Origin of the sequence: Pseudomonas sp. SCA2728.1_7, assembly GCF_018138145.1 — a bacterium.
Lineage (GTDB): Bacteria > Pseudomonadota > Gammaproteobacteria > Pseudomonadales > Pseudomonadaceae > Aquipseudomonas > Aquipseudomonas koreensis_A.
Genome location: NZ_CP073104.1, coordinates 2,638,444 through 2,652,571 on the forward strand (window position 1 = coordinate 2,638,444; position 14,128 = coordinate 2,652,571).

13 protein-coding genes are annotated in these 14,128 nt (G+C 60.7%); 2 read left to right on the top strand and 11 right to left on the bottom strand.

The window, feature by feature from the left end:
• The first annotated feature begins 360 nt into the window (after positions 1 to 360).
• On the top strand, positions 361 to 1,620 hold the full coding sequence (locus tag KBP52_RS11765; protein ID WP_212622807.1) for an OprD family porin: 1,260 nt from the start codon (positions 361 to 363) through the stop codon (positions 1,618 to 1,620).
• Between the two features lie 277 nt (positions 1,621 to 1,897).
• Positions 1,898 to 2,701, top strand: a complete 804-nt coding sequence (locus KBP52_RS11770; protein WP_212622808.1) for a methyltransferase domain-containing protein — start codon at positions 1,898 to 1,900, stop codon at positions 2,699 to 2,701.
• 107 nt (positions 2,702 to 2,808) lie between these two features.
• On the opposite strand, the gene pcaC is transcribed toward KBP52_RS11770, so the two are convergent.
• The 11 genes from pcaC to pcaR all read right to left on the bottom strand — a co-directional run bounded on the left by pcaC (position 2,809) and on the right by pcaR (position 13,813).
• Complete coding sequence (pcaC, locus tag KBP52_RS11775; protein WP_212622809.1) at positions 2,809 to 3,201, bottom strand: 4-carboxymuconolactone decarboxylase; 393 nt, start codon at positions 3,199 to 3,201, stop codon at positions 2,809 to 2,811.
• A gap of 13 nt (positions 3,202 to 3,214) precedes the next feature.
• Positions 3,215 to 4,003 carry a 3-oxoadipate enol-lactonase gene (gene pcaD / locus KBP52_RS11780; protein ID WP_212622810.1) on the bottom strand — a complete coding sequence of 263 codons (789 nt, stop codon included), beginning with the start codon at positions 4,001 to 4,003 and terminating at the stop codon, positions 3,215 to 3,217.
• Between the two features lie 12 nt (positions 4,004 to 4,015).
• Positions 4,016 to 5,380 (bottom strand): 3-carboxy-cis,cis-muconate cycloisomerase, encoded by a 1,365-nt coding sequence (locus KBP52_RS11785; protein WP_212622811.1) that lies wholly within the window; start codon positions 5,378 to 5,380, stop codon positions 4,016 to 4,018.
• 46 nt (positions 5,381 to 5,426) lie between these two features.
• The gene (locus KBP52_RS11790; protein WP_212622812.1) at positions 5,427 to 6,722 is read right to left on the bottom strand and encodes an MFS family transporter; all 1,296 of its coding nucleotides are present in this window, start codon (positions 6,720 to 6,722) and stop codon (positions 5,427 to 5,429) included.
• Between the two features lie 191 nt (positions 6,723 to 6,913).
• Positions 6,914 to 7,480 (bottom strand): protocatechuate 3,4-dioxygenase subunit alpha, encoded by a 567-nt coding sequence (gene pcaG, locus KBP52_RS11795; protein ID WP_137218050.1) that lies wholly within the window; start codon positions 7,478 to 7,480, stop codon positions 6,914 to 6,916.
• Position 7,481: 1 nt separating this feature from the next.
• A complete protein-coding gene (gene pcaH, locus KBP52_RS11800; RefSeq protein WP_102902709.1) occupies positions 7,482 to 8,186 on the bottom strand; it encodes a protocatechuate 3,4-dioxygenase subunit beta in 705 nt (234 codons plus the stop codon).
• Positions 8,187 to 8,222: 36 nt separating this feature from the next.
• On the bottom strand, positions 8,223 to 9,428 hold the full coding sequence (gene pcaF / locus KBP52_RS11805; protein WP_174244436.1) for a 3-oxoadipyl-CoA thiolase: 1,206 nt from the start codon (positions 9,426 to 9,428) through the stop codon (positions 8,223 to 8,225).
• Positions 9,425 to 10,204: a CoA-transferase subunit beta gene (locus tag KBP52_RS11810; RefSeq protein WP_077571458.1), complete on the bottom strand. Its 780-nt coding sequence runs from the start codon at positions 10,202 to 10,204 to the stop codon at positions 9,425 to 9,427. The genes pcaF and KBP52_RS11810 overlap by 4 nt, the downstream gene beginning before the upstream one ends.
• Positions 10,204 to 11,061, bottom strand: coding sequence for a CoA transferase subunit A (locus KBP52_RS11815; RefSeq protein ID WP_064393052.1), 858 nt, complete (start codon positions 11,059 to 11,061; stop codon positions 10,204 to 10,206). Before KBP52_RS11815 ends, KBP52_RS11810 begins: the two co-directional genes overlap by 1 nt.
• Positions 11,062 to 11,329: 268 nt before the next feature.
• Positions 11,330 to 12,676 (bottom strand): MFS transporter, encoded by a 1,347-nt coding sequence (locus KBP52_RS11820; RefSeq protein ID WP_212622813.1) that lies wholly within the window; start codon positions 12,674 to 12,676, stop codon positions 11,330 to 11,332.
• A gap of 294 nt (positions 12,677 to 12,970) precedes the next feature.
• Positions 12,971 to 13,813, bottom strand: a complete 843-nt coding sequence (gene pcaR / locus KBP52_RS11825) for a pca regulon transcriptional regulator PcaR (RefSeq protein ID WP_007917109.1) — start codon at positions 13,811 to 13,813, stop codon at positions 12,971 to 12,973.
• Positions 13,814 to 14,128: the final 315 nt, after the last annotated feature.

Below are 14,128 nucleotides of genomic sequence, written 5' to 3' on the forward strand. Positions count from 1 at the left end.
GAAAGTTGTGTTGTCTGGGCTGGCCCCTTCGCGAGCAGGCTCGCTCCCACAGGGGATCGCATTCCAAATGTGGGAGCGAGCCTGCTCGCGAAGAGGCCGGCATTAGCACCAAAAAATCCGGCTCAATCTTGCGTTCGATAATCGCCCAAAACCCGCTTTTACCAATTGAATCAAAACATCCGCGCCCCGCACCATTCGCTCCACAAAACCAATAACAACAGGTTCGACACCATGCTCCCGCGCCCTGCCCCGTCCGGCTGATTGCCGTCGTTTCATCCCTGAACACTTTTCATGTCTGCACCCCGAAAACCGGTGGCAGCGCCCCCGTTCGCCTTAAAAAAACAAGAGAGACCCGAGCCCATGACAACCTCCCCTGCGCCTTACGCATTTCCCGGTCTGATCGCCCTGGCCCTGGCCGGCGCGGCCCTGCCCGCAGCGGCTGAAGAGGCCGGTTTCATCGAAGGGGCCAAGGTCAACCTGAACCTGCGCAACTTCTACATCAACCGCAACTTCACCAATCCGACCAAAGCTCAGGGCAAGGCTGAAGAGTGGACGCAGAGCTTCATCCTCGACGCCAAATCCGGCTTCACCCAAGGCACCGTCGGCTTCGGCATGGACGTGTTGGGTTTGTATTCGGTAAAGCTTGATGGCGGCAAAGGCACGGGCGGCACGCAGTTGCTGCCGCTGGATCGCGACGGTCGTCCGGCCGACAACTTTGGCCGAACCAACGTCGCCTTCAAAGCCAAACTCTCGCAGACCGAAGTGAAGGTCGGCGAGTGGATGCCGGTGCTGCCGATCCTGCGTTCGGACGACGGCCGCTCGCTGCCGCAGACCTTTCGTGGCGGGCAGATCACTTCGAAGGAAATCGACGGCCTGACCCTCTACGGCGGCCAGTTCCGCGCCAACAGCCCGCGCGACGACAGCAGCATGAGCGACATGTCGATGACCGGCAAAGCGGCGTTCACCTCTGATCGCTTCAACTTTCAGGGCGGTGAATACGTTTTCAACGAAAAACGCACACAGATCGGTTTGTGGAACGCCGAACTCAAGGACATCTACAGCCAGCAATACGTCAATTTGATCCACAGCCAGCCGCTGGGCGACTGGACGCTGGGCGCCAACCTCGGCTTCTTCTACGGCAAGGATGACGGCAGCGCCCGCGCCGGCGATCTCGACAACAAGACCTGGTCGGGCATGTTCTCAGCGAAGTACGGCGGCAACACCTTCTACGTCGGCCTGCAGAAACTCACCGGCGACAGCGCCTGGATGCGCGTCAACGGCACCAGCGGCGGGACGCTGGCCAACGATAGCTACAACGCTAGTTATGACAATGCGCAGGAGCGTTCCTGGCAAGTGCGTCACGATTACAACTTCGCCGCGCTGGGCGTCCCAGGCCTGACCCTGATGAACCGCTATATCAGCGGCGACAACGTGCACACAGGGACGATCACCGACGGCAAGGAATGGGGTCGCGAATCGGAACTGGGCTACACCGTGCAGAGCGGCGCGCTGAAGGATCTCAACGTCCGGTGGCGCAACTCGACCATGCGCCGCGACTTCAGCAATAACGAGTTCGATGAGAACCGCTTGATCGTCAGCTACCCGATCAGCCTCCTCTAAACACCGCATAAAATTGTAGGAGTGAGCCTGCTCGCGATAGCGGTTAATCAGTGACATTTAAAGTGACTGACACACCGCTATCGCGAGCAGGCTCACTCCTACAGGGGTTTTGTGCCATTGGTCTGGAGAAGTGGTGATTTGCCGGCCGGCGGGTAAAGTGACAAAACCTGAAGGACTCAGGTGCTTCACCTTTCCGCTTCCGTCGTCGTAGTCGGTCCTCAAGCTGGGAGCCAGGTTGTCATCGGAAGACACCAACGATCACCGGAGGACCACCTCAATGATCTCTCGTCTCGCAACATCCGACTGGGACGCCAAGGCGTACCAGCAGTTTTTCCGTCTCAGGCAACGCCCGGTCAATGAATTGCTCGACCGTGTCGACTTGCAAAACCCTCAACGCATTTACGACCTCGGCTGCGGCACCGGCATTGCCACGCAGTTGCTGGCCAAACGCTGGCCGCGCGCGCAGTTGCAGGGCGTCGACAGCTCCACGCAGATGCTCGATGAAGCACGCTGTCTGCCGATTCGGGCGCAGTGGAAGTGTTGCGATCTGCTCGATTGGCGGCCGGAGCAGCCGGCGGATCTGCTGCTCGCTGCCGCCGTACTGCACTTTATCGGGGGCCATGAAACGCTGCTGCCGCACCTGCTCGGTTATCTGAATCCCGGCGGTTGTCTGGCGGCGCACATGCCAGACTGGCGCGATGCGCTGTGGTATCGACTGATGCTCGACACCCTCGAAGACGGCGGCCCCGGCGGCACGCCGATGGGCACACCTGAGCTGCGTCAGCGCATGGCGGCGCGGCCATTGTTGGCACTGGAGGATTACTACCGGTTGCTCGCGCCGCTGACCTCGTCGCTGGATATCTGGGAGACCGAGCAACTGCAGGTAGTCGACGGCAAGTCGCCGGTGTATGACTGGGTGAAGGTCTCGGCGCTGCGGCCAGTGATGCAGGCGCTGAGTTCAGCGGAACAGGCGCGGTTTATCTATCACTATCTGATGCGAGTGAATAAGCATTATCCGCAGGAGGGTGATGGGCATACGTTGTTTGCGTTCAAGCGGATATTTATTGTCGCCAGGGTTTGATTCGTCACGGCCACTACCGCTATCGCGAGCAGGCTCACTCCTACAGGGGGAACGCATTCCAAATGTAGGAGTGAGCCTGCTCGCGATGGCGTCAGCCCGGCCAACGACTATTCCCGGGATTCGACACCCAACTCATCCCACACCGACTCGGCCAGATGAAACGTCGCATTCGCCGCCGGAATTCCGCAATAAATCGCGCTCTGCATGATCACTTCCTTGATCTCACCACGGCTAACGCCATTATTCGCCGCCGCACGCAAATGCAGTTTCAACTCGCCCTCACGATTCATGCCGATCAGCATGGCGATAGTGATCAAACTGCGCGTATGACGTGGCAAACCCGGACGCGTCCAGATATCGCCCCAGGCATGCCGGGTGATCATCTCCTGAAACTCCGAGTTGAACTCGGTCAGTGTGGTCAGGCTGCGATCGACATGTGCATCGCCGAGCACTGCGCGGCGTACCTGCATGCCTTCGTCGTAACGTTGTTCCTCGTCCACGAAAATCCCCTTATCAGGCGTTGAGAAACGCCAACACGCGATCACTGAAATCTGCACCGGCCTGCACGTTGGACAGATGCGCCGCATAGAACTCGGCGTATTCGGCACCGCGTACATGCTCCTGAATAAAGTGCCCACCAGACGGCGGCGTCACCGCATCTTCAGTGCCGGCGATCACCAGCAACGGCACGTTGATCGACGCCAGTTGCTCGCGGAAATCGGCATCACGCACCGCCGCGCAATTGGCCGCGTAACCTTCAGGCGAAGTGGCTGCGAGCATGTCGGTAATCTGCTTGGCCGCCGCCGGGTGTGCTGCCGAGAAGTCCGGGGTAAACCAGCGGGCAATCGAAGCATCACGCAGGGCCACCATCGCCGCCGCGCCATCGCGCAGTACGGTTTCGATGCGTGGATTCCACACCGACGGATCACCGATTTTTGCCGCTGTGTTGCAGACGATCAGCTTGTGCAGACGATGACCAGCATTGATTCCCAGCCACTGGCCGATCAGGCCGCCCATCGACAGTCCGCAGAAATGCGCACGTTCAATGTGCAACGCATCCAGCAAGCCGAGCACGTCGTGACCGAGTTGCTCGATGCTGTAAGGCCCCGGCGTCACCAGTGATTGGCCATGGCCACGGGTGTCGAAGCGCAGCACGCGAAAATGCTCGGTAAACGCCGGCATCTGCGCGTCCCACATGTGCAGATCCGTGCCCAGCGAGTTGGACAGCACCAGCACCGGCGCATCGACCGGGCCCTCGATTTGATAGTGCAGTTCGCCATCGGCGAGTTGAACGAAAGCCACAGCCCTCTCCTTTCAGTCAGACAATGCGTTGTGTTCGGCCACCGCGCGCTCGACCCAGGTTTTCGCCTGACCGAGGTAATGGGCGGGGTTCAGAAGATGATCGAGTTCAGCGCTGCTCAACTCGGCGGTGACTTGCGGTTCGTCACCGAGTACGGCGCGCAAATGACGCTGCTCGGCCACCGCGCGTTTGCAGCATTGCTCAAGCAGATGATGCGCGGTGTCGCGGCCGACCCGCTGGGCGAGGACGATGCTCACGGCTTCGGCCAGCACCAGCCCTTGGGTCAGTTCGAGATTGCGCGACATACGTTCAGCGTCGACTTCGAGCCCTTGCGCCAACAACCGAGCCTGTTGCAGCGAACCGGAAACAAGGCAGCAAATCTCCGGCAAGGTTTCCCATTCGGCATGCCACAGGCCGAGACTGCGTTCATGTTCCTGCGGCATCGCGCTGAACAGCGTCGAGACCAGACCCGGCACCCGCGTCGCTGCGCCGATCAACACCGCCGCGCCGACCGGATTGCGTTTGTGCGGCATGGTCGACGAACCACCCTTGCCCGGCGCTGAAGGCTCGAAAACCTCAGCGGCTTCGGTCTGCATCAACAGGCTGATGTCGCGGCCGAATTTGCCGAGGCTGCCGGCGATCAAACCGAGCACCGCGCCAAACTCGACCACGCGATCGCGCTGGGTGTGCCACGGTTGTTCCGGCAAGGTCAGTTGCAGTTCTTCAGCCAACGCTTGCGCAATCGGCATCGCCTGTTCACCCAACGCGGCAAGCGTCCCCGATGCACCGCCAAACTGCAGCACCAGTAAACGCGGCTTGAGTTCGCGCAAGCGCTGACGGCTGCGAGTCACAGCGCCCAGCCATCCGGCGATTTTCATGCCCAGGGTCACCGGCGTCGCGTGTTGCAACCAAGTGCGTCCGGCCAGCGGCGTTGCAGCATGGCGTTGGGCTTGAACAGCGAGAGAGTCAGCCAGTTGCGCCAGATCGTCTTCGATCAACACCAATGCCTGACGCAATTGCAGCACCAGCCCCGAGTCCATCACGTCCTGACTGGTCGCCCCCAAATGCACATAACGCTCGGCTTCGGCACTGGTCGCGGCAATCTGCTTGCCCAACGCTTTGACCAACGGAATCGCCGAATTGCCGGCCGTGGCAATCGCCTCGCCCAGCGCCGCAAAGTCATACAACCCCGCGTTACACGCCGCTGCAATCGGTGCGACAGCCGCAGAAGGAATCAGACCAACCCGCGCCTCGGCCCGCGCCAGCGCCGCTTCGAAGTCGAGCATCGCCTGCACACGGCCCTGATCGCAGAACACTTCACGCATATTGCGGGCAGTGAAGTAGGCATCGAACAATTGATTGCCCGGTCGCTGAGTCATAAACAGTCCTTGCCGGCGCGGGCCATCACGGCCCGCGCGCATCGGGTTAGAGATCGTGGTGCAAATACGCCGCCTGTTTCGGCAAGCGCAGACTGAACAGGAAGGCGATCGCCATCATCGCCGTCACGTACCAGTAGAAGGAGTTTTCCATGCCGATGTTCTTCAGGCTCAGGGCGACGAATTCCGCCGAGCCACCGAAGATCGCATTCGCCACCGCATAGGCCAGACCGACACCGAGGGCGCGGACTTCCGGCGGGAACATTTCAGCTTTTACCAGACCGCTGATCGAGGTGTAGAAACTGACAATCGCCAGCGCCACGGTGATCAGCACAAAGGCGAGGAACGGGCTGCTGACGCTTTTCAGGCTCAGCAGAATCGGCACGGTAAACAGCGTACCGAGCGCGCCGAACCAGAGCATCGAATTACGTCGACCGATCTTGTCAGCGAGCATGCCGAACAGCGGCTGCATGCACATATACAGGAACAGCGCGCCGGTCATGATGTAGCTGGCGGTCTTGGCGTGCATACCGGCGGTGTTCACCAGGTACTTCTGCATGTAGGTGGTGAAAGTGTAGAAAATCAGCGAGCCACCGGCGGTGTAACCGAGCACGGTAATGAACGCGGCTTTGTGATCGCGGAACAGCGCGGCGATGCTGCCAGCGTCTTTGTGTTCGCGGGTTTCCTTGTTGGTGGTTTCTTTCAGGCTGCGACGCAGGAACAGCGAAATCAATGCCGCCACCGCACCGACCACAAACGGAATCCGCCAGCCGTAGGCGCGCAGGTCTTCTTCGGTAAGGAATTGCTGCAGCACTACTACCAGCGACACCGCCAGTAGTTGCCCGCCGATCAGCGTCACGTACTGGAACGAGGCGAAAAATCCGCGCTGGCCCTTGAGGGCGACTTCGCTCATGTAGGTGGCGGTGGTGCCGTACTCGCCGCCGACCGACAGGCCTTGCAGCAAGCGTGCGAACAACAGCAAGACCGGCGCCCAGACGCCGATGTCCTTATAGGTCGGCAGGCAGGCGATCAGCAACGAGCCGAAGCACATCATCAGAATCGAGATGAGCATCGAATTCTTGCGCCCGTGCTTGTCGGCAACCCGGCCGAAAATCCAGCCACCGATCGGACGCATAAGGAAGCCGGCGGCGAACACGCCAGCGGTGTTGACCAGTTGCACCGTCGGGTTGTCGGAGGGGAAAAACGCCGGGGCGAAATAGATCGCGCAGAAGGCGTAGACGTAGAAGTCGAACCATTCGACAAGGTTGCCGGACGAGGCGCCGACAATGGCAAAGATGCGCTTGCTGCGCTCTTCACCGCTGTAATGGGAGGTGGTGGTTGTCATTGTTTTTCACTCGATAGGGACAGTGAGAGTCTAGACATACTTTGCAACAGTCCCGTTCCACAGTTCCATCTGCAACACAGTTCCCTTGTAGGAGTGAGCCTGCTCGCGATGGCGGTGTGTCATTCAGACCATTTAAATCTGACACACCGCCATCGCGGGCAGGCTCACTCCTACAGGGATTGGGGTGTTCTTCAGTAATCGAAGAACACCGTCTCGGCATCAGTGCCTTGCAGAATCACATTCCACTGGTAAACACCCGAGGCGTCCTGCTTGGCCAGCAACGTACTGCGACGCTCAGCCGGCACGCACTCAAGCAGCGGATCATCAACGTTCGCCAGCTCGCCTTCAAAGTAGATTCGCGTCAGCAAATGCTTCACCAACCCGCGCGCAAACACCAGCACCACCAGATGCGGTGCCTGGGTCGAGCCCTTCAGCCCTTCAACCGTGCCCGGTTTGATCGTGGTGAAACGGAAGCGCCCTTCCGCATCCACCGGCACCCGGCCAAAGCCTTCAAAGTTCGGATCGAGCGGTTTGTCCTGCTCGTCTTCCGGGTGGTCGTATTTGCCGGCGGCATTCGCCTGCCAGACTTCAAGCATGGCGTCGTTGACGACATCGCCGTTGCCATCCACCACTTGCCCGGTGATCGCCACGCGCTCGCCGAGGGTCTGCTCGACGGTGAGGTTTTCGCGGTTCAGCCAGGTCAGGCCGATGTGGTAGTACGGCCCGACGGTGTGGGACGTGGTCGCAGTCAGCGTCATCTTATTTCTCCATCGGCGTGGCTTCACGCCCGCGCAGCACGATGTCCCAACGATAACCGAGGGCGTAGGACGGAATGGTTTTTTCCAGATCGAAACTGGCGATCAGGCGTTCCTTGGCCGAAGTGTCCGGCACGCAGTTGTAGATCGGGTCGTAGGCCAGCAGCGGATCGCCCGGGAAATACATTTGCGTGACCAGGCGCGTAAGAATGCTCGGCCCGAACAGCGAAAAGTGGATGTGCGCCGGGCGCCAGGCGTTGTGGTGGTTGCCCCACGGGTAGGCGCCGGGCTTGATGGTCTGGAACTGATACCAGCCGTCAGCATCGGTGACGGTGCGGCCGGTGCCGGTGAAGTTCGGGTCCAGCGGCGCATCGTGCAGGTCGCGCTTGTGGTTGTAGCGGCCGGCGGCGTTGGCCTGCCAGATTTCCACCAGAATTCCCGGCACCGGCAGACCGTTTTCGTCGAGCACGCGGCCGTGAACGATGATGCGCTCACCTTGCGGCTCGCCTGCATGCTGTGCGGTCAGGTCGTTATCGGTGTCGCCCACACGCTCGGCGCCGATGGTCGGGCCGGTGATTTCCGACAGCGAGTGCGGCAGAAACACCAACGGCTTCGACGGCGAGCGCAGGTTGGTGGATTGATACGTCGGGTGCAGATACTCAGGCTGAGTGCCTTCCTGCGGACGACGGTAACCAGGCTTGTCAGACATGTCGCTTTCCTCTGTTCTTTTTCGTCACGGCTTGCGTCAGACGCGTTCGATGGCCAGGGCCAGACCTTGGCCGACACCGACGCACATGGTCGCCAGACCTTTCTTGCCGCCGGTCTTTTCCAACTGATGCAGCGCGGTCAACACCAGACGCGCACCGCTCATGCCCAACGGGTGACCGAGGGCGATCGCGCCGCCATTCGGGTTGACCTGCGCAGCGTCATCGGCCAGACCCAGTTCACGCAGCACCGCCAAGCCTTGGCTGGCAAATGCTTCGTTGAGTTCGATCACGTCGAAATCGCTGACCGCGACGCCCAGGCGCTCGATCAATTTGCGCACCGCCGGCACCGGGCCGATGCCCATCACTCGCGGCGCCACACCGGCGCTGGCCATGCCGAGCACTTTGGCGCGGGCGGTCAGGCCATGCTTTTTCACGGCTTCAGCGGAAGCGAGAATCAGTGCAGCAGCACCGTCGTTGACACCGGAAGCATTGCCGGCGGTAACGGTTTTGTCCGGGCCGTTGACTGGCTTCAGCTTGGTCAGCGCTTCGATCGTGGTATCGGCGCGCGGATGTTCGTCCTGGCTGACCACGGTTTCGCCTTTCTTGTGGGCGATCCGCACTTCGACGATTTCTTCGGCGAAGTAGCCCGCAGCCTGCGCGGCGGCGGTACGTTGCTGACTGCGTAGAGCAAAAGCGTCTTGATCGGCGCGCGACACTTTATAGTCGTCGGCGACGTTGTCGGCAGTCTGCGGCATCGCGTCGACGCCGTACTGCGCCTTCATCAACGGGTTGATGAAACGCCAGCCGATGGTGGTGTCTTCCAGCTTCATGTTGCGCGAAAACGCCGCGTCAGCCTTGCCCATCACGAACGGCGCGCGGGACATCGATTCGACGCCACCGGCAATCGCCAGCTCCATCTCGCCGCTGGCAATCGCCCGGAATGCGGTGCCGATCGCGTCCATGCCCGAAGCGCAAAGACGATTGAGGGTCACGCCCGGTACGCTGTCCGGCAGGCCGGCCAGCAGCAGCGCCATGCGCGCAACGTTGCGGTTGTCTTCGCCGGCCTGGTTGGCGCAACCGAGGAAGACTTCGTCGATGGCGTTCCAGTCCACCGAGGGATTGCGTTCCATCAGGGCTTTGATCGGCACTGCGGCCAGGTCATCGGCGCGGACGGCGGACAAACCGCCGCCGAAACGGCCGATCGGTGTGCGAATCGCGTCGCAGATATAAACGTCACGCATCATGCTTCTCCCGGGGCCTGGCCGTGGGCGGCGGCGGTGCGCGCTTCGAGATCGCGCAGCGCGGTCAGTTCGACTTCAGTCGGCTCCGCAGTGCTCTCGACGTTGTCAGCAAAACGGATCGCCCAACCGGTGGCCGCGACCACTTGCTCGCGGGTCACGCCCGGGTGCAGTGCGGTGACCACAAATTCGTGGGTGCCCTCTTCCGGTTCCATGATGCACAGGTCGGTGATGATGCCGACCGGCCCGGCGCCCGGCAGGCCAAGACGTTTGCGCGAATCGCCGCCCTCGCCGTGACCGACCGAGGTGATGAAATCGAGCTTGTCGACAAACGAGCGCGCCGACTGTTTAAGGATGATCAAAACGCTTTTCGCCGAGCCGGCAATCTCCGGCGCGCCACCGGCACCCGGCAGACGCACTTTTGGCGAGAAGTAATCGCCAACCACGGTGGTATTGATGTTGCCGAAACGGTCGACCTGCGCGGCGCCGAGAAAACCGACGTCGATGCGCCCGCCCTGCAACCAGTAGCGAAAAATCTCACCGGTCGGCACGACAGTGTCAGCGGTTTCAGCGAGTTCGCCGTCACCAATGGACAGCGGCAGCACGCTCGGCTTGGCACCAATCGGACCCGATTCGTAGATCAGCACCACGTCCGGCGACGAGGTCAGACGCGCAAGGTTGGCGGCTTTCGACGGCAGGCCGATACCGACGAAGCATACCGAGCCGTTCTTCAGGCGACGGGCCGCCGCGACGGTCATCATTTCATTGGTGGTGTAAGTCATTACTTGGCCTCCGAAGCAGCGGCCAACTTGGCCTGGAACGCGCTGAAGTCAGCGCAGCCATGGATGTATTCGTTGATCCACGCGGTAAACGTCTCACGGTCGCGGGCGATCGGATCCCACGCCTGATAGAAACGATTGTCGCGCTCGGTGTAACCGTGGGCGTAGGACGGATGCGCGCCACCGGGTACGTGGCAGACCGCGCTCAAGGCCCAGGTCGGCAGTACGCAGGCGTTCATCGGTGCCTTGAGGTCGTCGACGATTTCTTCGACGGTGACGATGCAGCGCTTGGCCGCCAGTGCCGCTTCTTTCTGCACACCGAGAATGCCCCACAGCAACACGTTGCCTTGGCGGTCGGCTTTCTGTGCGTGGATCACGGTCACGTCCGGGCGCACCGACGGCACCGCCGCCAGCACTTCACCGGTGAACGGGCAGGTCACGGTTTTGATCAGTGGATTGACCTTCGGCAGGTCAGAGCCGGCGTAAGCGCGCAGCACCGCGAATGGCAGGCCGGACGCGCCAGCAACGTAGGCATTCGCCAGGTCAGCGTGGCTGTGCTCTTCGATTTCGAGAGCGTGCGGCCATTGCTTCTCGACCGCGTCACGCAGACGGTGCAGCGAACCGACACCCGGGTTGCCGCCCCAGGAGAAAATCAGTTTGCGTGCGCAACCGGCACCGATCAGTTGGTCGTAGATCAAGTCAGGCGTCATCCGCACCAGCGTCAGATCTTTCTTGCCCTGACGAATGATTTCATGACCCGCTGCCGTAGGGATCAAGTGAGTGAAGCCTTCGAGTGCGACGGTGTCACCGTCGTTGACGAATTGCTTCACCGCGTCGTGCAGCGAAAGGATCTCAGCCATGGAGCGGGCTCCTGTTTTTGTAATGAATCGCCAGTGATAAAAAGGCGCGAGGTTCAGCGCCGGAGTCACTGAAGATTAAGCCTGGGAAATTCACCAAACAATCCGATAATCGACTGAGTGTTCGTTTATCGAACAGATTGTTACTCCCCTAACTATCACCTCATTCGCGAGCAGGCTCGCTCCCACATTGGAATGCATTTCAAAATGTGGGAGCGAGCCTGCTCGCGAAGGGGCCGGAACATTCGACGAACATTCCTACGCATGAAACTCAGGTCGCATCCGCATGACTGACCATGCCCTTGATCAGCACCGCAGCTGTCGCCAACGCCGCCGGAATCACCAACGCCGTCAGCACCTGCTCGAAATTCCAGCCCAGCCCCAACAAGGTCGCGCCCATCCACGCCCCGAGAATCGCGCCAAAGCGGCCAATCCCGAGCATCCACGAGACCCCGGTCGCCCGCCCCTGCGTCGGATAAAACCGCGCGGCCAGCGACGGCATCGCCGATTGCGCACCGTTCACACACATCCCCGCCACCAGTACCAAAGTCGCCAGCAAGGTGATGTTGCCCAGGCTCTGCCCGACCGCGTAGGCAAACACCCCGGCCAGCAGGTAGAAAATGCCGATGACCTTGTGCGGATTGAAGCGGTCCATCGCCCATCCCACCGCGACCGCGCTCAACACCCCGCCAAACTGGAACAACGCTCCGATAAACGCGGCTTGTTCCATGCTCGCACCGCTGTCACGCATCAGCGTCGGCAGCCAACTGGTCAGCAGATAAACGATCACCAGGCCCATGAAATAGGTCAGCCACAGCAGCAAGGTGCCGGTGCTGTAAGTGCCGGAAAAGATCACCGCAAACACGTTGCGCGCCTTGACGGTCTTCTGTTCAGGCACGCTGAAACTGGAGGCTTGGGCGACGGTGAGCGGGTCGATCGGTGCCAGGGTTTTGCGCACTTTGTCAGTGCCGCGGTTACGCACGACAAGGTAGCGCGCCGACTCTGGCAGCCAGAACAGCAGCACCACGGCGAGGATCAACGGCAGAACCCCGCCAATCAGCAACAGACTGTGCCAGCCGAACGCCGGAATCAGCTTGGCGGAAATAAACCCGCCACCGGCCATGCCGAGGTTGAAGCCGCAGAACATGCTGGTCACCAGCAGCGATTTCTTGCGCTCCGGGGTGTATTCCGAGAGGAGTGTTGTGGCATTCGGCATCCCCGCCCCCAGACCCAGACCGGTCAGGAAACGCAGCACCAGCAATTGCTCAACATTGGTGCTGTACGCCGACGCCAGACTGAAGGCACCGAACAGAACCACGGCGCCCACCAGTACGACTTTTCGCCCGAAGCGGTCAGCCAACGGGCCAGAACCCAGTGCGCCGAAAACCATGCCGATCAGCGCGGCGCTCATCACCGGACCAAGGCTGGCGCGGTCGATGCCCCAGTCCTGCGACAGCGCCGGGGCAATAAAGCCCATCGCCGCCGTGTCGAGGCCATCGAGGAAGACAATCAGGAAACACAGGATCACCACCCGCCACTGATAGCGCGAGATCGGTTGGGCATTGATGAAAGTCTGCACGTCGAGGCAGTTACCTACAGCGGACTGAGGCTGGTTCATTATTTTTATTCCACGCAAAAAACGCAGTCGAACGGCGGCCGGCCAAAGAGCGGCACGGTCACAAGAATAGAAGGTCTGGATCAGGCGTTGCGGGAAACCCGGCAACAGCGGGTGGAGCGGAGACAGTCGGAGAGCGTGCGCATGGTGAGTTGCCTCTTGTCATTATTATGGGAGTCGACAGTCCGGCGGGCTCATTCATATCAGCGCCGGATGACGCTGCCGCGACATTAATGATCCGAGGGTTTTAGCGTCAATTCGATAAACGCAACACTGTGCGTTTATCGAACAGCTTCATCAGGCAAACAACTGCGCACTCAAGTCGCGACTGGCACTGAGCAGGCCCGGCAGGAAGCGCTGCTCAAGCTCGGTACGGCTGACGCGACCAGCGTGGGTGCTGACGTTGAGCGCCGCCACCACCTGACCGGAAGCGTCGTAGACCGGCACGGCAATCGATCGCAGGCCCTGTTCCAGTTCCTGATCGACGATGCACCAGCCCTGCTGCCGCACTTCCTGCAGGCATTCGAGCAACGCGTCGGGTGTATGGATCGTGCGACTGGTCTTGGCGACCAGTTCGGCGTGATCGAGGTATTCACGCAAGGACGTGTCGTCCAGTGCCGCCAGCAGGATCCGCCCCATCGACGTGCAGTACGCCGGCAAACGACCGCCCACCGACAGATCCACCGAAATCAACCGCTGGGTGGTTGCCGAGCGGGCGATGTAGAGAATGTCGTCGCCTTCGAGCGTGGCCATGTTGCAGGCTTCGTGCAGTTGCTCGCTCATGCGGTCGAGGTACGGCTGGGCGGACACTGCCAACGGCGTCGACGACAGATAGGCGTGGCCGAGGGTCAGCACTTTGGGCAGCAATGAGTAGGTGCGACCATCCGTGGTGGCGTAGCCGAGTTTGATCAAGGTATGCAGGCAACGGCGCACGGCGGCGCGGGGAATTTCCGTGCGGTGACTGATTTGGGCGATGGTCAGATGGCGTTTGCGCTCTTGAAACGCCTGCACCACCGCCAGGCCCCGGGCCAGCGAGGTCATGAAGTCCGGATCACCGGTCAGCGCCTGGATGCGTTTGGCCGGCGAGGCGACGATCGGCGGCGCCACGGAGGTGAAAGAGTTGCGCATTTGATCGTTCATTTCTTGTCCTTCTATACGGCACGGATCAATGGGCTATACAAGCGGCTCGCCGACCAATGCACAAGCGTCGGGCCTGCAAGATTGGGCGATTATCGAACCGTCGACCGATAATCGCAATCCGGCGCAGCCACCTCAACGCCGGCATTGAACGCTTGTTCAACTTCGGTAGCCCGTTCAATCGCGTCTTAGTTGTTCGACTAAATGGCGCCAAAAACACATCGCCGGGTAAATAACGATTTGTCCGCTCGACAACTAGTAACAAAAGTTGCGAATAACAAAACGATCACACATCCCGAACCGTTTTTAACTTGGCAA